Origin of the sequence: Sulfitobacter profundi, assembly GCF_042661425.1 — a bacterium.
Classification (GTDB): Bacteria; Pseudomonadota; Alphaproteobacteria; order Rhodobacterales; family Rhodobacteraceae; genus Sulfitobacter; species Sulfitobacter profundi.
Genome location: NZ_JBHSWA010000001.1, coordinates 2,578,516 through 2,598,492 on the forward strand (window position 1 = coordinate 2,578,516; position 19,977 = coordinate 2,598,492).

Here is a 19,977-nt window from a genome sequence, read left to right on the forward strand (position 1 = left end):
ATGATGAGTTAGGACGCGATATATGCTCTATTGGTTGACGCTGCTGTCGGATGGCGGCGATTTTTTTAACCTGTTTCGCTATATCACTTTCCGCGCGGGCGGGGCGTTTCTGACGGCATTGGTATTTGGCTTTATCTTTGGCAAACCGCTGATCGAAGTGCTGCGCAAACGGCAGGGCAAGGGCCAACCGATCCGCGATGACGGCCCCGAGGGGCACTTCGCCAAGGCGGGCACTCCCACCATGGGCGGGCTGCTGATCGTGGGGGCCTTGTTGACCTCGACCCTGCTTTGGGCGCGGCTCGACAATCCTTTCGTCTGGCTCGTGCTTTTCGTCACGATGAGCTTTGCCGCCATCGGCTATGCCGACGACCACGCCAAGGTCAGCAAGCAAAACACCGATGGGGTACCGGGTAAGGTGCGGCTTTTGCTGGGCTTTCTTATTGCGGGCATCGCCGGCTACTGGGCCGCGCAATACCATCCGACAGAGTTGCAGTACCAACTTGCCCTGCCGGTCTTCAAAGACACGCTGATCAACCTCGGCGTGCTGTTTGTGCCCTTCGCGATCATCGTCATCGTCGGCTCGGCCAATGCGGTGAACCTTACCGACGGGCTGGATGGCTTGGCCATCATGCCGGTGATGATTGCCGCAGGCGCGCTCGGCGTCATTGCCTATGCCGTGGGCCGGGTGGACTTCACCGATTATCTCGATGTGCATTACGTGCCGGGCACCGGGGAAATCCTGATCTTCACTGCAGGGCTCTTCGGCGGCGGCCTCGGGTTCTTGTGGTACAACGCGCCGCCCGCCGCCGTCTTCATGGGCGACACCGGCTCCTTGGCACTCGGCGGCGCTTTGGGCGCGATTGCCGTGGCCACGAAACACGAGCTGGTGCTGGCGATTGTCGGCGGGCTTTTCGTGGTCGAGGCGCTGTCGGTCATCGTGCAGGTGCTTTACTTCAAACGCACCGGCAAACGGGTTTTCCTGATGGCACCGATCCACCACCACTATGAGAAAAAGGGCTGGGCCGAGCCGCAGATCGTGATCCGCTTCTGGATCATCTCGCTGATCCTCGCCCTGCTGGGGCTGGCGACGCTCAAGGTGCGCTAAGCGCTTAGAAGATCGACCAATCCATGTGACGCGCCAAAAGGGCCAGTGCTTCGGTGCCCTTTTGGCTGTTGCCATAACGGTTCAACCCCGGTGACCAGACCGCGATGCTGGCCCGCCCCGGGACGATGGCCAGAATGCCGCCGCCCACGCCGGATTTGCCCGGCAGACCCACGCGGTAGGCAAAATCGCCCGACCCATCGTAATGTCCACAGGTCAGCATCAGCGCGTTCAGCCGCCGGATGCGGCTTGGCGCGACCAAGCGCGGCACGTCCGGCGCTTCGATCAGGAAGCGCCCCGCCATGGCAAGCTGCTGTACCGTCATCTCCATCGCGCAGTGGTGGAAATAGGTGCCAAGCGTCCGCTCCGGCGCGTTGATGAGGTTGCCGTAGGATTTTAGAAAATGCGCCAGCGCGAAATTGCGGTGGCCGAAATCGGTCTCTGATGCGGCGACGGTGTCGTTGATGTGGATGTCATCTGTGCCCGCAGCTTCCCGCACGAAGCGCATGATCTCGGCCAGTGCTTCGCGCGGCTCGCGGTTGCCCAAAACCTCGTCAGTGGTAACAATCGCGCCCGCGTTGATGAACGGATTGCGCGGGCGGCCCTGTTCCTGCTCAAGCTGTACGATGGAGTTGAACGCCCGCCCCGAAGGCTCGCGCCCCACACGGTGCCACAGTTGGTCGCCCGACCGGCCAAGGGCGATGGCGAGCGTGAAGACCTTGGTGATCGACTGCACCGAAAAGGGCACCTGCGTATCGCCCGCCACATGGCACTGGCCATCCGCCGTCACCACCGCGATGCCGAACTGTGCCGGGTCCACCGTAGCCAGTTGCGGAATATAGGCCGCCACGTCGCCCCAATGGTCGTCTTCGCGCATCATGTCATTGAGGCGCGGCAACACATCGCTTAGGTCGGGTTTCGCGGGGCTGGACATCTTTGGCGACCTCTGGCTTGTGATGAGCGCATCATGCCCCCATTCTGGGGTCAACGGGTATCAGGGGATTGCAGATGATTCCAGTACAGGGCTTGGAAGGCGCACGCGTGGCGGTGCTGGGATTGGGCCGCTCGGGCCTGAGTGCGGCACGCGCGTTGCAGGCGGGCGGGGCCAAGGTCAGCTGTTGGGACGATGACCCGGCAGCACGCGCACGGGCCGAGCGGGAGGGGTTCGCCTGTGTCGACCTCAACACCCCCGGCGCGCTTGATAAAATCACCCGGCTGATCGTCAGCCCCGGCATTCCGCACCTCTACCCCGCGCCGAACCCGGTGGTCGCCGCTGCCCTCGACGCAGGCGTGCCGGTGGACAATGACATCGGCCTGTTTTTCCAAAGTTTTGCGACACTGGCATGGGATCACTACGATGTCGCACCGCGCGTCGTGGCGGTGACCGGCTCGAACGGCAAATCCACCACTTCGGCGTTGATCCATCATATTCTTGAGCATGTCGGGCGGCCCTGCCAATTGGCGGGAAATATCGGGCGCGGGGTCTTGGACCTCGACCCTGCCGTGGATGGCGAGGTCGTGGTGTTGGAACTCAGCAGCTATCAGACCGAACTTGCCCGCGCGCTAACGCCTGATGTGGCGGTCTTTACCAATCTCAGCCCAGACCATTTGGACCGTCACGCGGGCATGGGCGGCTACTACGCCGCGAAACGTCGGCTGTTCTCCGAAGGCGGGCCAGACCGCGCGGTGATCGGTGTGGACGAGGCCGAGGGCCGTTTCCTCGCCGGGCAAATGAGCGAGGGACCAAGCGATGACCGGGTGATCCGCATCAGTGCGGAGACCAAACTCTCTGGCCCCGGCTGGCAGGTCTTTGCCAAAAAGGGGTTCTTGAGCGAATACCGCCGTGGCAAACAGGTCGGCTCGATCGATCTGCGCAGCATTCAGGGGCTGCCGGGTTCGCATAACCATCAAAACGCCTGTGCGGCCTATGCCGCCTGTCGCGCGCTTGGCCTCGCCCCGCGCGTGATTGAGGCGGCGTTCCACAGTTTCGGCGGCTTGCCCCATCGCAGCCAGACCGTGGCCGAGGCGAATGGCGTGCGCTTTGTCAACGACAGCAAAGCCACCAACGTCGACAGCGCGGCCAAGGCGCTGGCCGCTTTCCGCAACATCCGCTGGATCTGCGGCGGGTTGGAGAAAGAGGGCGGGCTGAAAGGGTTGGCAGAGGCCCAAGGCGCGGTACGCAAGGCCTATGTCATTGGCCGCGAGGCCGCGCATTTCGCCATGCAGTTGACGACCGAAGCCGAAGTCTGCGGCACGATGGAGAAAGCCGTGGCGCGGGCTGCGGCAGAGGCGGAGGAAGGCGATGTTGTCCTGCTCGCCCCGGCTGCGGCAAGTTTCGATCAATATGACAATTTCGAACGGCGTGGTGAGGATTTCGTGGCGCAGGTGCAAAAGGCACTCTCGGAGTAATCCGCGCGCCTAGCCGCTAATCGCCCGCGCCGCGGCCATGCCCGAGGACCAGGCCCACTGGAAGTTATACCCGCCGAGCCAGCCGGTCACGTCCACCGCTTCGCCGATGAAATAGAGACCGGGCACGTCCTTCGCCGCCATGGTTTTGGACGAGAGCGCATCGGTATCCACACCGCCCAAAGTGACCTCAGCCGTGCGATAGCCTTCGGTGCCGCCGGGGTGCAATTGCCAGTTCTGCAACGCCTCCACAAAGGCGATGAGCCGCGCGTCGGACCAATCCGCCAAGTTGCCTGAGAGGTCAAACTCTTGGCCTAAATAGTCCACCAACCGCGAGGGCAGGTGCTGCGCGAGGATGGTGGTAAAGTTCCGCCGCCCCGCAAGCTGCCTTTGATCGCGCAGGGCGTCCAACAGAGTGCCCTCGGGGGCAAGGTTCACCGTGATCGGCGCGCCCTCTTGCCAGTAAGACGACGCCTGCAAAACCGCGGGGCCAGAGAGGCCACGGTGGGTGAAGAGCAGCGCCTCGTCAAAGCCAGTGGCCCCGGCGGTGATACGGGCAGGGGTGGCCACACCGGCCAGCGGCGCAAAGCGGCCTTCGGCAAAGGTGAAAGGCACCAGCCCCGCGCGCGTGTCCGTCACTTTCAGGCCGAACTGGCGCGCGATGTCATAGGCGATGCCGGTCGCGCCCATCTTGGGGATCGATTTGCCGCCCGTCGCGATCACGAGGGTGCGCGCGGTGACTTTAATAGTCTTATCAGGAGTTTGCAGGTCGAAGGTGAATTGCCCGTCAACCTTCTCAAAATTGCGCGCGCTGCTTTGTAACTGCAGATCAACCCCGGCCTGCTGCATCAACCCGCGCAGCATGGCGATGATCTCTTTCGCGCTGGTATCGCAGAAGAGTTGGCCCAGCGTTTTCTCATGCCACGCGATGCCGTGGCGATCGACCAGTTCGATGAAATCCCACTGGGTATAGCGCGCCAGTGCGGATTTGGCGAAATGCGGGTTCTGGCTGAGAAACGCCTGCGGCTCGCAATACATATTGGTGAAATTGCACCGCCCGCCGCCCGAGATGCGAATTTTCTCGCCCGGCGCTTTGGCATGGTCCACCACCAACACGCGCCCGCCCGTGTGGGCCGCGCACATCATGCCAGCGGCTCCGGCTCCAATGATGGCTGTATCAACTTGCATGGGCGCGCTCTGCCCGAATGCGAAGGCCCGGTCAAGAAGACGTGAGAGTGGTTGTCCGTTCACGCTGGCGGCATAGCTGGAGGCAAGACGCAATTCGAACAGGAGCAGAGAATGACCAAATTGACCGCAGAACAGGATTTCCCGAAGATGGATGTGGCCAAACTCGGCGGCGGCACGCTGACCTTGGGCCAACCGCAAGAGGGGCGCGACTGGCAGTTGGTGGTGGTCTACCGCGGGCTGCACTGCCCGATCTGCAAAAAGTACCTCGCCCAGTTGGAAAAGCTGCAAAGCCAGTTTCATGAGATCGGTGTGGATGTGATCGCCGTTTCGGGCGACCCCGAGGAAAAGGCCAAATCCATGGCCGAAGAAGACGGCCTGACCCTGCCCATCGGCTATGATCTGAGCCTCGAACAGATGGCCGATCTTGGCCTCTACATCTCTGACCCGCGCAGCCCGCAGGAGACCGACCGGCCCTTCGCCGAACCAGCCACCTTTGTCATCAACGACGAAGGCAAGCTGCAGATCGTCGACATCTCTAACGCGCCCTTCGCGCGGCCCGAGTTGGAGGGGCTGTTGAACGGCCTCAAGTTCGTTCGCGACAAAGGCTACCCGGTGCGCGGCACCCACAAGGCCGCCTGATAGGGCGACCACAGGCGACGACCTGAAAGGGCGGCCAGACCGCCCGGCGGCGGGGCCTTGCACGGCCCCGCTTGCCCCGCCTGCCTTTGCGGGGTGAAATGCACTAGCTTCATATAACAATTCGGGCTATTCTTCCCGGATGAGACCCCGCAAAGGGGCCGTTGAGGCAGTTAAGGCAGATACCCATGACAGAGATGGTCTATGGCGCGGTCCCGGTACGGGATGGTGAACCGATCCTTCCAAAATGGTGGCGTACGGTCGACCGCTGGGCTTTGTCCTGCGTGTTGATCCTGTTTGCTGTCGGCATGCTTTTGGGGCTCGCCGCCTCACCGCCCTTGGCGGCGAAAAATGGCTTTGATGCCTTTCACTATGTGCAGCGGCAGGCGTTCTTTGGCGGATTGGCGCTGGTGGCGATGCTGCTGACCTCGATGATGTCGCCGACGCTGGTGCGGCGCTTGGCGGTGCTGGGGTTTGTTCTTTCATTCGTGGCGTTGGCGCTGCTGCCCTTTTTCGGCACCGACTTTGGCAAGGGGGCGACTCGCTGGTATTCGCTGGGGTTCGCCTCGTTCCAGCCATCGGAATTTCTGAAACCCGGTTTCATGGTGGCCGCCGCATGGATGATGGCCGCCGCGACCGAGATCAACGGCCCTCCGGGTAAGTCTTGGTCTTTTGCGCTGTGTATCTCCATCGTGCTCATGCTGGCGATGCAGCCCGACTTTGGGCAGGCCTGTCTTGTGCTCTTTGGCTGGGGCGTGATGTATTTCGTGGCCGGCGCGCCTATGGTGCTGCTGGTCGGCATGGCGGGGCTCGTCGTTCTGGCGGGCACCTTTGCCTACTCCAACTCCGAACACTTCGCGCGGCGTATCGACGGCTTTCTCAGCGTTGATGTCGATCCGACAACCCAGCTTGGCTATGCCACCAACGCCATCCGCGAGGGCGGGCTGTTTGGTGTGGGCGTCGGCGAGGGCGAGGTGAAATGGTCGCTGCCCGACGCGCATACCGATTTTATCATCGCCGTCGCCGCCGAAGAATATGGCCTTATCATGGTCGTCTGCATTATCGCTCTATATACTGTCGTGGTCGTCCGTTCGCTGCTGCGGTTGGTGCGCGAGCGTGACCCCTTCATCCGGCTGGCCGGAACCGGGCTGGCCTGCACATTCGGAGTACAGGCGATGATCAACATGGGTGTGGCAGTGCGGCTTTTGCCCGCCAAGGGCATGACCTTGCCCTTCGTGAGCTATGGTGGTTCTTCGGTGATCGCCAGCGGCATTGCCGTGGGCATGCTCCTCGCCTTTACCCGCTCGCGCCCGCAGGGTGAGATCAGCGACATTCTGGGCCGGGGCCGCCGCTGATGGCCGCCCCACTGTTGATCATCGCCGCCGGGGGGACCGGTGGGCATATGTTTCCCGCGCAGGCTTTGGCCGAGGTAATGCTGAAACGCGGTTGGCGGGTGAAGCTCAGCACCGATGCTCGCGGCGCGCGCTATACCGGTGGCTTTCCCGAAGCGGTTGAGATCAGCCAGATCAGCAGCGCCACTTTCGCCCGGGGCGGCGTGGTGGCCAAGGCGCTGGTGCCGTTCCGCATCGCGGCTGGTGTGGTCCGCTCGGGGTTGAATATGCTGCGCGACCGGCCTTCGGTCGTGGTGGGCTTTGGCGGCTATCCTTCGATCCCCGCACTTGGCGCTGCATGGGCGCTGCGGATGCCGCGAATGATCCATGAGCAAAATGGCATTCTGGGCCGGGTGAACGAAATCTTTGCCAAGCGGGTGCACGCCGTGGCCTGCGGCATCTGGCCCACGAAATTGCCCGAGGGCGTGCAGGGCTGGCATGTGGGCAACCCTGTGCGCGCCGCCGTGTTGGACCGTGCCGGGGCCGCCTATATCCCGCCGGGGGATTATCCGATGGAAGTTTTGGTGATGGGCGGCAGCCAAGGCGCGCGCATCCTGTCCGACGTGGTGCCGCCCGCGCTGGCCGCGCTGCCGATGAACATGATCCGCAACATCCGCGTCAGCCATCAGGCCCGCGACGAAGACGGCCAGCGGGTGGCAGACTACTATGCCGAGTCTGGCATCAGCGCCGATGTGCGCCCCTTCTTTGACGATGTGCCCCGCCGCATGTCCGAAGCGCAACTGGTGATCAGCCGCTCGGGTGCCTCCAGCGTGGCAGATCTGTCGGTGATCGGGCGTCCGTCGATCCTGATCCCCTTTGCCGCTGCGGCAGGTGACCACCAAAGCGCCAATGCCCGCGGTCTGGTTGATGCCGGGGCCGCGATCATGGTGCCCGAACGCAAGGCAAACCCCGAAATCATGACCGACCAAATCCTCGCGGTGCTTGAGATGCCCGATGGGGCGTTGCAGATGGCGCGGGCCGCGCTGTCGGTCGGCAAACCCGACGCGGCCGAGACATTGGCAGATATGGTCGAACAGCTTGCCGCCCAAGGCACGCTGGCCCCCGCAGAAGAGGAAAACCCCAATGAACGCCGCCGCCACCAAACTGCCGACCGATGTCGGCCCGATCCATTTCGTCGGCATCGGCGGCATCGGCATGTCTGGCATCGCCGAAGTTCTGCTGAACCACGGCTACAAGGTGCAGGGATCGGACCTGAAGACCACTAAGATCACCGTGCGGCTGGCCGAGCTAGGCGGGCGCATCTTCGAGGGGCAAGCGGCTGAGAATGTCGAAGGGGCGGCCGTGGTCGTGATCTCTTCGGCGATCAAACCGGGCAATGCAGAATTGGACGAGGCCCGCCGCCGTGGCCTGCCCGTCGTGCGCCGAGCCGAGATGCTGGCCGAGCTTATGCGGCTTAAGTCCAACATCGCCGTGGCGGGAACGCATGGCAAAACCACCACCACAACGCTGGTGGCCGAACTGCTGGTCGCGGGCGGCATCGACCCTACCGTCGTGAACGGCGGCATCATCCACGCCTATGGCTCCAACGCGCGGATGGGGCAGGGCGAATGGATGGTGGTCGAGGCCGATGAGAGCGACGGCACCTTCAACCGGCTGCCCGCAACCATCGCCATCGTCACCAACATCGACCCCGAGCATATGGAGCATTGGGGCGACTTCGACACGCTGCGGCAGGGGTTTTTAAACTTCGTCTCCAACATCCCCTTCTATGGGCTGGCGGTCTGTTGCACCGATCACCCTGAAGTGCAGTCGCTGGTGGGCAAGCTGACCGACCGCCGCGTCATGACCTATGGGTTCAACGCGCAGGCCGATGTGCGCGCGGTGGGGCTGCATTACAAAGACGGCGTGGCGCATTTCGATGTGCATCTACAATCCGAAGGCATGGTCATCGAAGACTGCGCCCTGCCAATGCCGGGCGATCACAACGTCTCGAACGCGCTGGCGGCGGTGACCGTGGCGCGGCACCTTGGGATGAAGCTGGAAGAGATCCGCGCAGCTTTGGGCAGTTTTGGCGGGGTGAATCGCCGCTTTACCCGCGTGGGCGAAGTGGACGGGGTCACCATCATCGACGACTATGGCCACCACCCGGTTGAGATTACCGCCGTCCTCAAAGCCGCGCGGCAGGCCAGCGAGGGCCGCGTGATCGCCGTGCACCAGCCGCACCGTTACTCCCGCCTGTCGCATCACTTCGACGAATTCTGCGCCTGTTTCAACGATGCCGATGTGGTGGGCATCGCCGATGTCTATGCCGCGGGCGAAGAGCCGATCCCCGGTGCCGACCGCGACGGGCTGGTCGCCGGGCTGATCCAGCACGGGCATCGCCACGCCTATGCGGTCGAGGATGCCGAGGCGCTGACGCAATTGGTCCGTCGCGAGGCGCGACCGGGCGATATGGTGGTCTGCCTTGGGGCGGGTACGATCAGCGGCTGGGCCAATGACCTGCCCGAGGCGCTGCGCGCGGCCAAGGAGGCCGCCGCGTGACCCTCGTGTGGCTGTCGATCCTTTGGGTCTTCGCCGCCGTGACAGTGGCCATGCTGCCGCTGCGCTCTCAATACCTGCCGGGGGTGATCTTGCTGATCGCCGCACCGGTGCTGATCGTCGCCATCGGTGTGACGCATTCATGGGCCTTTGCGCTCTTGGCTCTGCTGGCTTTCCTGTCGATGTTCCGCAATCCGCTGCGTTATCTCTGGGCGCGGCTGCGGGGCCAAAAACCAGAGCTGCCGAAATGAGCCTGTCTCTCATCCTCGCCTGTTTCTGGTTTGTGATCGCCAATATCCTCGCCATGACCCCCAGCAAAGATTTCCACTGGCGCAGCGCCTATCTGCTGATCGCCGTGGGCATCCCCATCGTTGGTTTCGTCACCGCGCAGCACGGCCCATGGCTGGGCATGCTGGTGTTGGCGGGGGCTGTTCGGTGCTGCGCTGGCCGGTGGTCTATTTCGTCCGTTGGCTGCGCCGAGGGGCAGGGCGGATCAAAGGCCCGGCGGAATGACCCTGACACCGACCCTTGCCGCGCTGCTGACCGTCTTTGCAATCTGGATGATCGCCTGTCTCTGGACCGGTTATCGCGGCCGTGTGCTGTGGTTCTTTATCGTGCTGGCGGTTGGCCTTGGGCTTAACGCATCGTGGATGGTCTTCGGGCTGGATGCGCGGGTGTTTGAGCCGCATGCGCTATTGGCGCAGCTTTCGGTGCTGTTCTATGCGGTGGGCGGTTTCGGTCTGGGCTGGCTGGCCGGGCGGGTGGCGAAACGCTGGCGTGAGAGCCGCGTCGATCCGCCGTCTTCTTGATGGTTTGCCCCGCCTGTTAAATGCGCTAAGTCCGGCGCCATGATGACGCTGAATATCCCCGACCTGCGCGGCAGGCTTACCCCAAATCGCGCCTTGAGCGACCTGACATGGCTCCGCGTTGGCGGCCCTGCGGATTATCTGTTCCAACCCGCCGATGTGGAGGACCTGTGCCTTTTCATGCGCCGCTTGCCGCAGGGCATCACGGTTTTCCCCATGGGCGTGGGCAGCAATCTGATTGTGCGCGACGGCGGACTGCGGGCTGTGGTAATCCGGTTGGGGCGCGGTTTCAACGGGATCGAGATTGCGGGTGATCGGGTGACCGCGGGGGCGGCGGCGCTGGATGCTCATGTGGCGCGCAAGGCGGCGGATGCGGGGCTTGATCTGACCTTTCTGCGCACCATTCCCGGCAGCATCGGCGGGGCTTTGCGCATGAACGCGGGCTGTTATGGCAGCTACACGGCGGATCATTTCGTCTCGGCCAAGGCTGTGACCCGCGCGGGCGAGGTGGTGACCCTTACGGCGGATGACCTCAATTTCCGTTACCGACAAAGCGATCTGTCGCCCGGTGCGGTGTTGATCGGGGCAACCTTTGCGCCGCCTAAAGGGGAGCCTGAGGAGTTGCACGCCCGGATGGAACAGCAGCTTGCCAAACGCGACGAAAGCCAGCCGACCAAGGACCGCAGCGCCGGGTCGACCTTTCGCAATCCGGCGGGGTTCTCTTCGACCGGGAAGGCAGACGATGTACACGACCTGAAGGCGTGGAAGGTGATCGACGACGCCGGGATGCGCGGGGCCACCGTGGGGGGCGCACAGATGAGCCCGAAACATTCCAATTTCCTCATCAACACCGGCAGTGCCACGGCCCATGATCTAGAGTCATTGGGCGAAGAGGTGCGAAAAAAGGTTTACGCTTCAAGCGGTATAAGGCTAGAATGGGAAATTAAGCGCGTCGGTGAAAAATTGGGTGATCCGGTGTCGCAAAGCTAAGCCGTCGGGCATCAGCTAAGTCACGGCAAAGCAAAGAAAACAATGATAGGGGCCGCAAACGGTCCGAGGCGAAGAGGCACTTTGGTGGGTAAGTCGAGCGGACAAACCCCGACAGTGGCGGTATTGATGGGTGGCCCCTCGGCCGAGCGTGAGGTGTCCCTGTCCAGTGGGCGTGCATGCGCCGCTGCCTTGCGGGAACATGGCGGATATAACGTGATCGAGGTCGAAGCCGACCGCGATCTTGCAGCTGTCCTGACTGATCTTCAGCCCTATGCCGTATTGAATTGCCTGCATGGCCGTTGGGGCGAAGATGGCTGTGTGCAGGGTCTGCTTGAGTGGCTCAAACTGCCTTACACGCATTCCGGCGTGCTCGCCTCGGCTCTCGCGATGGACAAGCAGCGCTCCAAGGATGTGTTCCGCCATGCGGGGCTGCCGGTCGTCGAAAGCGTTATCGCCCCCAAGGCCGATGTGATGGCAGCCCATGTGATGGCGCCGCCCTATGTGGTCAAACCCAACAACGAAGGCTCCTCGGTTGGGGTCTACCTCGTGGCCGAGGAAAATAACGGCCCGCCGCAGCTGTCCGAAGACATGCCCGCCGAGGTGATGGTCGAGACCTTTGCGCCGGGGCGTGAGCTGACCACCACCGTGATGGGCGACCGTGCGCTGGCCGTGACGGATATCATCACCACCGGCTGGTATGATTACGACGCGAAATACAAGCCCGGCGGCTCGCGCCACGTGGTGCCCGCCGATCTGCCGCAAGAGATTACCGATCTGTGTTTCGACTATGCCCGCCGCGCCCATGTGGCGCTTGGCTGCAAAGGCATCAGCCGCACCGATTTCCGCTGGGACGAGGCGCGGGGGCCTGCGGGGCTGATCCTGCTTGAGACCAACACCCAGCCCGGCATGACCGCCACCTCGCTGACGCCCGAACAGGCCGCGGCCTGCGGCATCTCGTTCCCTGAGCTTTGCGCTTGGATGGTGGAGGATGCCTCATGCGATCGCTGATCCGCCGCCGCCCGGAGGCTGGCAAAGCCGATCCCGCCCCCTCGCGGTGGTCGTGGCGCATGCAGCGGCTGATGCTGACGCCCGGCTTTCGCTTTGCCCTGCGCGTCGGGTTGCCTTTTACGTTAAGCCTGCTGGCAGGCACGATCTATATGGCCGACGAAGAGCGCCGCGGCACCGTGGTGCAGGCAATCGCCGATGTCCGCGCCAGCATTGAAGAGCGGCCGGAGTTCATGGTCAAGCTCATGGCCATCGACGGCGCAAGCGACCTGCTGTCGTCTGAAATTCGCACCGCGCTGCCGCTGGAATTCCCGCTGTCCTCCTTCGACCTCGACCTGCCGCAGATCCGCGAAAAGATCACCGATATCGATGGGGTCAGACAGGCCAATGTCCGCATCCGCCCTGGTGGCGTGCTGCAAATCGACGTCACCCCGCGCGTGCCTGTGGCCGTCTGGCGCAGTGAGACCGGGCTGGCGCTGGTGGACAACACTGGCGCGCATGTGGCACGGATCGGGGCACGGCGCGATCATGCGGATCTGCCCCTGATCGCCGGGGCAGGGGCCGCCAAAGCGGTGCCGGAAGCGCTCAAACTGATTGGGGCCGCCAATGTTTTGGGTGACCGGCTGCGCGGCTTGGTCCGTGTGGGTGGGCGCCGCTGGGACGTGGTGTTGGACCGCAATCAGACGATCATGTTGCCCGAAGAAAACGCGCTGCAAGCGCTGGAACGGGTGATCGCGCTGGAAGGCGCACAAGAAGTCCTCACGCGGGATGTGGCGCGTGTGGATATGCGGTTGGCGGCAAGACCAACCCTCAGAATGAACGAAGATGCCACCCGCGAATGGTGGCACATCAGGCAGCTTTCCGGCCAGTAAGATGGCCATTGGAATCGGGACAGTAACGAAATGATGGACCTATACGACAGTCAGCGTTCGATGCGGCACATGCGCAAATTGGCGATCCAGCGCGGGGTGGTGGCCATTTTGGACGTGGGCAGTTCCAAGATCGCCTGTCTGGTGCTGCGTTTTGACGGCATTACCCATGACGGAGAGAATGGCGACATCGGCTCGCTGGCCGGGCAGTCGGGGTTCCGGGTCATCGGGGCGGCGACCACCCGCTCGCGCGGTGTGCGCTTTGGTGAGATTTGCGCCATGGGCGAGACCGAGCGCGCGATCCGCACCGCACTTCAGGCCGCGCAGAAGATGGCTGGCATCCGGGTTGATCACGTTATCGCCTGTTTCTCGGGCGGGGAGCCGCGCAGCTATGGGCTCGACGCTTCGGTGGAGCTCGAGGGGCAGTCGGTCTCGGAGCAAGACGTGGCGCGCGTGCTGGCGGGCTGTGACGTGCCGGAATACGGCGAGGGCCGCGAAGTGCTGCATGCCCAGCCGGTGAACTTTGCGCTGGATCACCGCAGCGGTCTGGCCGATCCGCGCGGGCAGTTGGGCAACAGCCTGTCGGTGGATATGCACATGCTCACCGTCGATGCCGATACGGTCCAACACCTCGCGCATTGCATCAAACGCTGTGATCTGGAACTGGCCGGGATCGCGTCGTCCTCCTATGCATCGGGCATCTCGGCGCTGGTTGAGGACGAACAGGAACTCGGCGCGGCCTGTATCGACTTTGGCGGTGGTACCACTGGCGTGTCGATCTTCATCAAGAAACACATGATCTATGCCGATACCGTGCGTATGGGCGGCGATCACGTCACCTCGGACATCTCCATGGGCCTACAAGTGCCGATGGCCAACGCCGAGCGGATCAAGACCTTCTACGGCGGCGTGCATGCTACCGGCATGGACGACCGCGACATGATCGAGATCGGTGGCGAGACGGGCGATTATGAGCACGACCGCCGCACCGCCAGCCGGGCCGAATTGATCGGCATCATGCGCCCGCGCGTCGAAGAGATCCTCGAAGAGGTCCGCGTTCGGCTGGATGCTGCCGGTTTCGACCATCTGCCAAGCCAACAGATTGTACTTACCGGCGCAGGCAGCCAGATACCGGGGCTTGATGGGCTGGCCAGCAAGATCCTTGGCCAGCAGGTCCGTCTGGGCCGTCCGCTGCGCGTGCATGGGCTGCCGCAGGCCGCAACAGGGCCGGGCTTTGCCAGCTCGGTGGGCCTCGCGCTCTTTGCGGCGCATCCGCAGGACGAATGGTGGGATTTCGACATCCCCGCCGACCGCTATCCGTCCAGGTCGCTCAAACGCGCCGTCAAATGGTTTAGAGACAACTGGTGACCGCAATATCGGGTGAGACACCCGAGATAAGGCGGAAACTGGCAAGTTTCTGCCCATATTTAGCGTCAAATCGATGTTTTTTAGGTGACGATCCGGCCCTAGCCCGGTAGGGTCGGGTAAATTTGGTCGAAAAACTCCCGCAGAACGCGGATAACTGGACAGGCGGACAGCACATGACACTCAACCTTTCAATGCCAGGACAAGATGATCTGAAACCCCGTATCACCGTCTTTGGTGTTGGTGGGGCAGGCGGCAACGCGGTCAACAACATGATCGAGAAGCAGCTTGATGGTGTTGATTTCGTCGTGGCGAACACCGACGCTCAGGCGCTGCAGCAGGCACAGGCCGAAAACCGCGTCCAGCTGGGCATCAAGGTTACCGAAGGTCTGGGCGCGGGCGCCCGTGCCAGCGTTGGCGCCGCCGCTGCCGAAGAAAGCATTGAGCAGATCGTCGACCACCTTGCTGGCGCGCATATGTGTTTCATCACCGCAGGCATGGGCGGCGGCACCGGTACGGGTGCGGCACCGATCATCGCGCAGGCCGCGCGTGAGCTGGGCGTTCTGACCGTTGGCGTCGTGACCAAGCCCTTCCAGTTTGAGGGTGCCAAGCGCATGCGTCAGGCCGAAGACGGCGTTGAGACACTGCAAAAGGTCGTCGACACGCTGATCATCATTCCCAACCAGAACCTGTTCCGTCTGGCCAACGAAAAAACCACCTTCACCGAAGCCTTCTCGCTTGCCGATGACGTGCTCTACCAAGGTGTCAAGGGCGTGACTGACCTGATGGTTCGTCCGGGCTTGATCAACCTCGACTTTGCCGACGTGCGCGCCGTGATGGACGAGATGGGCAAAGCGATGATGGGCACAGGCGAGGCCGAGGGCGAAGATCGCGCCATCCAAGCCGCCGAGAAAGCCATCGCCAACCCGCTGCTGGACGAAATCAGCCTGCGCGGTGCCAAGGGCGTTCTCATCAACATCACCGGCGGTCACGACCTCACGCTGTTCGAACTCGACGAAGCGGCGAACCGCATCCGCGAAGAAGTTGACCCCGAAGCAAACATCATCGTCGGCTCCACGCTGGACGAAAGCCTTGGTGGCCTGATGCGCGTCAGCGTTGTCGCCACCGGCATCGACGCCACCGATGTGAACACCGAAATGCCGGTCCCGCGCCGCTCCATGAGCCAGCCGCTGCGCCAGAACGTGTCGGTTGACGATGTGGCGCCGGTCTCTGCCGCGCAAGCGCCTGCCGCCGCGCCGGTTGCTGCCGAAATGAAGCAGGAAGTTGAGCAAGCCGCACTGTTCCAAGACCTTCAGCCGGTCCAGGATCAGTATGAAGAAGAGAACGTTGTCGAAGATGACGACGGTCTGCCCGCTCCGGCCTATCAGCCCGAGGTGGCCGCATTCGAGCCGCGTCAGGAAGAAGCCATTGAGGCCGAGCCCGAAGCCTTCGTTGCACCGCGCGCCCCGACACCCGGCACGCCGTCCCCCGAAGCACTGGCCCGCCTGCGCGCCGCCGCCCAAAAAGCAGCGCCCGAACAGCACCGTCAGGCCCAGCAGCAGCAGGGTGAGCAGGGCGACAAAGGTCGCTTTGGCATCAACTCTCTAATCAACCGGATGACCGGCCACGCCGAAGGCGAAGCACAGGCCCGCCCTGCGCGCCAGCAGCCTCCGGTGCAGACTCGCGCTTCTGCAGCTGCTCCGCAGCCGCAAGAAAACAACGATCCCGATCAGGAGCGCATTGAAATCCCCGCGTTCCTGCGCCGTCAGGCCAACTGATCCGATCACGATAGATGACGAAAGGGTCGCCTTAGGGCGGCCCTTTTTCGTTTTATAACAAGGTTTTGTAATAAGGTCGGCACGCTAGCGCCCAAATGTTACGGGCATGTTTCAGACCGTTGCAAAGATTGAGTTGAGCAAAACGAACCAGCGCCTTAATCCAGAGTTCAACACACAAGAAGATGTTCGAAGCTTGAGGATGACCCGGTGCAGACAACGATCAAATCAGCAGTAAGTTTTTCTGGCACAGGCCTGCACTCCGGTCAGCCTGCGACGGTGACTCTGCGCCCGGCCTCCGCCCACCATGGCATCTGGTTCTCGCGCAGCGATGTGGCCGTGGGCGACCGACTGGTCCCCGCCCGCTGGGACGCGGTGAACCGCTCGCCGCTCTGCACCAAGTTGGAAAACCCCACTGGCCTGTCGATCTCTACCGTTGAGCATCTGATGGCGGCCATTGCTGGCTGTGGCATCCATAACCTTTTGATTGAGATCGACGGCCCCGAAGTGCCGATCCTCGACGGCTCCTCCCTGCCTTTCGTGCGCGGCATCATGCAGCGCGGTTTGCGTCAGCTTGCGGCCCCTGTGATGGCGTTTGAAGTGCTCAAAACCGTGAGCGTGCAAGACGGTGATGCGACGGCTACGATCTCTCCGGCGGACACGCTGCAGATCGACTTTGAGATTGATTTTGCCGATGCGGCCATCGGTCAACAGCACAAGTCGCTGATCATGAACAACGGCTCTTTTGCACGCGAACTTTGCGACAGCCGCACCTTCTGCCGTCAGGCCGATGTCGAAGCGATGCAGGCCAATGGTCTGGCGCTCGGCGGTGAAGCGGGCGAGAACGCGGTGGTTTTCGACGGCGATGCGGTCGTCAGCCCCGGTGGTCTGCGCCACGCGGATGAGCCTGTGCGCCACAAGATGCTTGACGCGCTTGGTGATCTGGCGCTGGCGGGTGCACCGCTGTTGGGCCATTACGAAGGCAAACGCGCGGGCCATTCGCTGACCAACACACTGCTGCGCGCGCTCTTCGCCACACCGGATGCCGTGCGTCTGGTGGCCTGTGACGCGGCGCAAACCGCACGGTTGCCGGGCTCCGGGTTGATCTGGGGCGAAATCCCGCAGGTTGCTTGATCTGGCAGCAGGTCAGAAACACCGTAAACCGCAGGGCGCTTAGGCGGCGAAGTGCCATTGAACGCCCTGCCAATGCCTTGTATTCACTAAGCCGAAGTGACATGCCTGACCCAGCGATGCGCCACCGCGTACCCGGCTGCGGGCGGGGGTGGAATGGGCGTTTTGCAACGCAGATTATTGTGCTAGTCACATGCGCAAGAGGGTCAAAGACCATGGGTTGGACGATGCAAGGGGTGCGGGCATGACGGTAGCAGGATCGCGCAAGCGGACGATCAGTGCGGTGCTTCTGGTCGCGACATTGGCAGCCTGCGGCGGTGGTGACGGACGATCGGACGGCAGCTTTTTCAACCCGCAGGAAATCCCGCTTGAGACCTATTCAGCCGAGCAAATCTTTGAGCGCGGCGAATATGAGCTGACCAACAACAACCCCGGTGAGGCGGCGTTTTATTTCGCCGAGATCGAGCGCCTTTATCCCTATTCCGAATGGGCGAAACGCGCGCTGATCATGCAGGCTTTCGCCTATCACAAAGATCAGGACTACCCCAACAGCCGCTCCGCCGCGCAGCGGTTCATTGATTTCTATCCGGCCGAAGATGATGCCGCCTATGCGCAGTATCTCTTGGCGCTGAGCTATTATGACCAGATCGATGAAGTGGGCCGCGATCAAGGACTGACCTTCCAAGCGCTGCAATCCCTGCGCGCCGTGATCGAAGGCTACCCCGACAGCGAATATGCCCGCTCTGCGATCCTGAAATTCGACCTCGCCTTTGACCATCTGGCGGGCAAGGAAATGGAGATTGGCCGCTACTATCTGCGCCGCGATCACTATACCGCCGCGATCAATCGCTTCCGCGTGGTGGTCGAGGATTTCCAAACCACGACCCATACCGCCGAAGCCCTCCACCGTTTGGTCGAAGCCTATCTGTCGCTGGGTCTGAACCATGAGGCGCAGACGGCGGGGGCCATCCTTGGCCACAACTACCGTGGCTCTGAGTGGTATGAGGACAGCTACAAACTGCTGACCGGGCGTGGCCTTGCGCCGGCCTTCTACAAGGACAACTGGCTGGGTGCAGCCTATCGCCAGACCATCAAGGGCGAGTGGCTTTAAGGGGGTGGGGTTGCCCATCCGACGGTTCTAGATGCTGCGCGGACTTGATATTTCGGACATGCTGATCATCGACCGGCTGGAGCTTGGCTTCCAGCCGGGGTTGAACGTGCTCACCGGTGAGACCGGCGCGGGCAAGTCTATCTTGTTGGATTCACTTGGGTTTGTTCTGGGATGGCGCGGTCGCGCCGATCTGGTGCGCCAAGGGGCAGCACAGGGGAAGTGACCGCTTGGTTCGACCTGCCGCCCGGCCACCCGGCCCATGCGGTGCTCGAAGACGCGGGTCTGCCTGCCGGGGACGAATTGATCCTGCGCCGCATCAACACCTCCGAAGGGCGCAAGACCGCTTGGGTAAATGACCGCCGCTGCTCGGGCGAGGTACTGCGGCGCCTGTCTGAAACATTGGTGGAACTGCACGGCCAGCACGACGATCGCGGCTTGCTGAACCCGCGCGGCCACCGCGCCATCCTTGACGATTACGCCGGGAATGACCGCGCGATTGCAGCGGTGCGGGAGGCTTGGACGGCCCTTGGTGCGGCGCGCAAAGCGGCCGCCGCTGCTGCCGCCGAACGCGAGGCCATCGCCGCCGAAGAAGAGTTCCTGCGCCATGCGGTGGCGGAACTGGACAAGCTCGCCCCCGAAGCGGGCGAGGAAGCCACCCTCGACACCCGCCGCCGCCAGATGCAGGGCGCCGAAAAAATCCGCCGCGATGTGGTCAACGCTTATGAGTTGTTGGGCCAAGGCGGGGCAGAAACCGCCATGGGCGACGCGCTGCGCTGGCTTGATGGCGTCGCCGACAAGGCCGAAGGCGCGTTGGAAGGTCCGCTTGCCGCGCTGAACCGCGCTATGGTCGAACTGGACGAAGCAATGTCCGGCGTGGCCGATGCGATCGACGGCATGTCGTTCGACCCCTATGAGTTGGAAGCCTGCGAAGAGCGGCTCTTTGCGATCCGCGGCTTGGCGCGCAAACATGACGTGCAGCCCGATGAATTGGCCGGTTTCGCCGACACGCTGCGCGCCAAACTCGATGCGCTTGATGCGGGTGAGGCCGCGCAGGAAAGGTTGGAGAAAGCCGTTCGCGACGCACAGGCGCTTTACGATGAGCGCGCCGAAGCACTGACGACGAAACGCCGTAAGGCGGCGGTCAAACTCGACAAGGCGGTGGCGGCGGAGCTTGCCCCGCTCAAGATGGAGCGCGCGGTGTTCCAGACCCAATTGACCGACGAGCCCGCAGGCCCCGAGGGGCGCGATGCAGTGTCCTTCACTGTGGCGACCAACCCCGGCGCGCCTGCCGGGCCTTTGGGCAAGATCGCCTCGGGCGGGGAACTCAGCCGGTTCCTCTTGGCGCTGAAAGTCTGCCTGACACAAAGCCAATCGGGCCTGACCCTGATCTTTGATGAGATCGACCGCGGGGTAGGGGGCGCCACCGCAGACGCCGTCGGCCGCCGCCTGAAGGCGCTGGCGGCTGAGGGGCAGGTGCTGGTCGTCACCCACTCGCCGCAGGTCGCGGCATTGGGCGCGCATCACTGGCGCGTGGCCAAATCGGTTGCCAAGGGCATGACCACCTCAACGGTCACGGCACTCGCCCCCGAAGAACGGGTGGACGAAGTCGCGCGGATGCTCGCGGGCGATACCATCACCGATGCCGCCCGCGCGGCAGCCGAGGCATTGCTTAACGGGCAACAGGGCGCGACGACTTCTTAAAT

Annotated in this window: 17 protein-coding genes and 2 pseudogenes; 17 read left to right on the forward strand and 2 right to left on the reverse strand. The window is 63.0% G+C overall.

Translation table 11 applies throughout. The features are described from left to right. Nucleotides 1-22: 22 nt before the first annotated feature. Nucleotides 23-1,105 (forward strand): phospho-N-acetylmuramoyl-pentapeptide-transferase, encoded by a 1,083-nt coding sequence (mraY, locus tag ACFQAU_RS13465; protein WP_120351382.1) that lies wholly within the window; start codon nucleotides 23-25, stop codon nucleotides 1,103-1,105. Between the two features lie 4 nt (nucleotides 1,106-1,109). Here the strand turns inward: mraY and ACFQAU_RS13470 are convergent, their stop codons facing one another. Continuing rightward, the gene (locus tag ACFQAU_RS13470) at nucleotides 1,110-2,036 is read right to left on the reverse strand and encodes a glutaminase (protein ID WP_132444473.1); all 927 of its coding nucleotides are present in this window, start codon (nucleotides 2,034-2,036) and stop codon (nucleotides 1,110-1,112) included. A 74-nt stretch (nucleotides 2,037-2,110) separates the two neighbouring features. Between ACFQAU_RS13470 and murD the strand changes: the two genes are divergently transcribed. Next, nucleotides 2,111-3,511, forward strand: a complete 1,401-nt coding sequence (murD, locus tag ACFQAU_RS13475; protein WP_132444474.1) for a UDP-N-acetylmuramoyl-L-alanine--D-glutamate ligase — start codon at nucleotides 2,111-2,113, stop codon at nucleotides 3,509-3,511. A gap of 9 nt (nucleotides 3,512-3,520) precedes the next feature. On the opposite strand, the gene ACFQAU_RS13480 is transcribed toward murD, so the two are convergent. Continuing rightward, nucleotides 3,521-4,696, reverse strand: a complete 1,176-nt coding sequence (locus ACFQAU_RS13480; protein WP_132444475.1) for a BaiN/RdsA family NAD(P)/FAD-dependent oxidoreductase — start codon at nucleotides 4,694-4,696, stop codon at nucleotides 3,521-3,523. Nucleotides 4,697-4,807: 111 nt separating this feature from the next. Between ACFQAU_RS13480 and ACFQAU_RS13485 the strand changes: the two genes are divergently transcribed. From ACFQAU_RS13485 to recN, 15 genes and pseudogenes are all read left to right on the forward strand, one after another. Further along, nucleotides 4,808-5,335, forward strand: a complete 528-nt coding sequence (locus tag ACFQAU_RS13485) for a peroxiredoxin-like family protein (protein WP_132444476.1) — start codon at nucleotides 4,808-4,810, stop codon at nucleotides 5,333-5,335. 185 nt (nucleotides 5,336-5,520) lie between these two features. Next, nucleotides 5,521-6,687, forward strand: a complete 1,167-nt coding sequence (gene ftsW, locus ACFQAU_RS13490; protein WP_067626783.1) for a putative lipid II flippase FtsW — start codon at nucleotides 5,521-5,523, stop codon at nucleotides 6,685-6,687. Beyond that, a complete protein-coding gene (locus ACFQAU_RS13495) occupies nucleotides 6,687-7,949 on the forward strand; it encodes a UDP-N-acetylglucosamine--N-acetylmuramyl-(pentapeptide) pyrophosphoryl-undecaprenol N-acetylglucosamine transferase (RefSeq protein WP_386282858.1) in 1,263 nt (420 codons plus the stop codon). The genes ftsW and ACFQAU_RS13495 overlap by 1 nt, the downstream gene beginning before the upstream one ends. Further along, nucleotides 7,864-9,225, forward strand: a complete 1,362-nt coding sequence (murC, locus tag ACFQAU_RS13500) for a UDP-N-acetylmuramate--L-alanine ligase (RefSeq protein WP_386283926.1) — start codon at nucleotides 7,864-7,866, stop codon at nucleotides 9,223-9,225. The genes ACFQAU_RS13495 and murC overlap by 86 nt, the downstream gene beginning before the upstream one ends. Then, nucleotides 9,222-9,473, forward strand: coding sequence for a DUF2484 family protein (locus ACFQAU_RS13505; RefSeq protein ID WP_120351375.1), 252 nt, complete (start codon nucleotides 9,222-9,224; stop codon nucleotides 9,471-9,473). The genes murC and ACFQAU_RS13505 overlap by 4 nt, the downstream gene beginning before the upstream one ends. Then, nucleotides 9,470-9,735: pseudogene (locus tag ACFQAU_RS13510) on the forward strand (DUF2484 family protein). The gene ACFQAU_RS13505 and the pseudogene ACFQAU_RS13510 overlap by 4 nt, the downstream one beginning before the upstream one ends. Beyond that, a complete protein-coding gene (locus ACFQAU_RS13515; RefSeq protein WP_067626773.1) occupies nucleotides 9,732-10,031 on the forward strand; it encodes a hypothetical protein in 300 nt (99 codons plus the stop codon). The pseudogene ACFQAU_RS13510 and the gene ACFQAU_RS13515 overlap by 4 nt, the downstream one beginning before the upstream one ends. 39 nt (nucleotides 10,032-10,070) lie before the next feature. Continuing rightward, nucleotides 10,071-11,018, forward strand: coding sequence for a UDP-N-acetylmuramate dehydrogenase (gene murB / locus ACFQAU_RS13520; RefSeq protein WP_386282864.1), 948 nt, complete (start codon nucleotides 10,071-10,073; stop codon nucleotides 11,016-11,018). Between the two features lie 126 nt (nucleotides 11,019-11,144). Next, nucleotides 11,145-12,026, forward strand: coding sequence for a D-alanine--D-alanine ligase (locus ACFQAU_RS13525; RefSeq protein ID WP_240791584.1), 882 nt, complete (start codon nucleotides 11,145-11,147; stop codon nucleotides 12,024-12,026). Next, nucleotides 12,014-12,895 (forward strand): cell division protein FtsQ/DivIB, encoded by an 882-nt coding sequence (locus ACFQAU_RS13530; protein ID WP_132444478.1) that lies wholly within the window; start codon nucleotides 12,014-12,016, stop codon nucleotides 12,893-12,895. Before ACFQAU_RS13525 ends, ACFQAU_RS13530 begins: the two co-directional genes overlap by 13 nt. A 30-nt stretch (nucleotides 12,896-12,925) precedes the next feature. Continuing rightward, a complete protein-coding gene (ftsA, locus tag ACFQAU_RS13535; protein ID WP_067626767.1) occupies nucleotides 12,926-14,260 on the forward strand; it encodes a cell division protein FtsA in 1,335 nt (444 codons plus the stop codon). 173 nt (nucleotides 14,261-14,433) lie between these two features. Continuing rightward, nucleotides 14,434-16,035 carry a cell division protein FtsZ gene (gene ftsZ, locus ACFQAU_RS13540; RefSeq protein WP_120351371.1) on the forward strand — a complete coding sequence of 534 codons (1,602 nt, stop codon included), beginning with the start codon at nucleotides 14,434-14,436 and terminating at the stop codon, nucleotides 16,033-16,035. A 207-nt stretch (nucleotides 16,036-16,242) separates the two neighbouring features. Beyond that, on the forward strand, nucleotides 16,243-17,166 hold the full coding sequence (gene lpxC, locus ACFQAU_RS13545; RefSeq protein ID WP_067626763.1) for a UDP-3-O-acyl-N-acetylglucosamine deacetylase: 924 nt from the start codon (nucleotides 16,243-16,245) through the stop codon (nucleotides 17,164-17,166). Nucleotides 17,167-17,407: 241 nt separating this feature from the next. After that, the gene (locus ACFQAU_RS13550) at nucleotides 17,408-18,274 is read left to right on the forward strand and encodes an outer membrane protein assembly factor BamD (protein ID WP_132444479.1); all 867 of its coding nucleotides are present in this window, start codon (nucleotides 17,408-17,410) and stop codon (nucleotides 18,272-18,274) included. A gap of 31 nt (nucleotides 18,275-18,305) precedes the next feature. Next, nucleotides 18,306-19,975, forward strand: a pseudogene (gene recN / locus ACFQAU_RS13555) (DNA repair protein RecN). Nucleotides 19,976-19,977: the final 2 nt, after the last annotated feature.

What these genes read in the sequence shown, in the direction of transcription:
- mraY (WP_120351382.1), top strand. Translation starts at nt 23, where the DNA reads ATGCTCTATTGGTTGACGCTGCTGTCGGATGGCGGCGATTTTTTTAAC.
- ACFQAU_RS13470 (WP_132444473.1), bottom strand. Translation starts at nt 2,036, where the DNA reads ATGTCCAGCCCCGCGAAACCCGACCTAAGCGATGTGTTGCCGCGCCTC.
- murD (WP_132444474.1), top strand. Translation starts at nt 2,111, where the DNA reads ATGATTCCAGTACAGGGCTTGGAAGGCGCACGCGTGGCGGTGCTGGGA.
- ACFQAU_RS13480 (WP_132444475.1), bottom strand. Translation starts at nt 4,696, where the DNA reads ATGCAAGTTGATACAGCCATCATTGGAGCCGGAGCCGCTGGCATGATG.
- ACFQAU_RS13485 (WP_132444476.1), top strand. Translation starts at nt 4,808, where the DNA reads ATGACCAAATTGACCGCAGAACAGGATTTCCCGAAGATGGATGTGGCC.
- ftsW (WP_067626783.1), top strand. Translation starts at nt 5,521, where the DNA reads ATGACAGAGATGGTCTATGGCGCGGTCCCGGTACGGGATGGTGAACCG.
- ACFQAU_RS13495 (WP_386282858.1), top strand. Translation starts at nt 6,687, where the DNA reads ATGGCCGCCCCACTGTTGATCATCGCCGCCGGGGGGACCGGTGGGCAT.
- ACFQAU_RS13515 (WP_067626773.1), top strand. Translation starts at nt 9,732, where the DNA reads ATGACCCTGACACCGACCCTTGCCGCGCTGCTGACCGTCTTTGCAATC.
- murB (WP_386282864.1), top strand. Translation starts at nt 10,071, where the DNA reads ATGATGACGCTGAATATCCCCGACCTGCGCGGCAGGCTTACCCCAAAT.
- ACFQAU_RS13525 (WP_240791584.1), top strand. Translation starts at nt 11,145, where the DNA reads ATGGGTGGCCCCTCGGCCGAGCGTGAGGTGTCCCTGTCCAGTGGGCGT.
- ACFQAU_RS13530 (WP_132444478.1), top strand. Translation starts at nt 12,014, where the DNA reads ATGCGATCGCTGATCCGCCGCCGCCCGGAGGCTGGCAAAGCCGATCCC.
- ftsA (WP_067626767.1), top strand. Translation starts at nt 12,926, where the DNA reads ATGATGGACCTATACGACAGTCAGCGTTCGATGCGGCACATGCGCAAA.
- ftsZ (WP_120351371.1), top strand. Translation starts at nt 14,434, where the DNA reads ATGACACTCAACCTTTCAATGCCAGGACAAGATGATCTGAAACCCCGT.
- ACFQAU_RS13550 (WP_132444479.1), top strand. Translation starts at nt 17,408, where the DNA reads ATGACGGTAGCAGGATCGCGCAAGCGGACGATCAGTGCGGTGCTTCTG.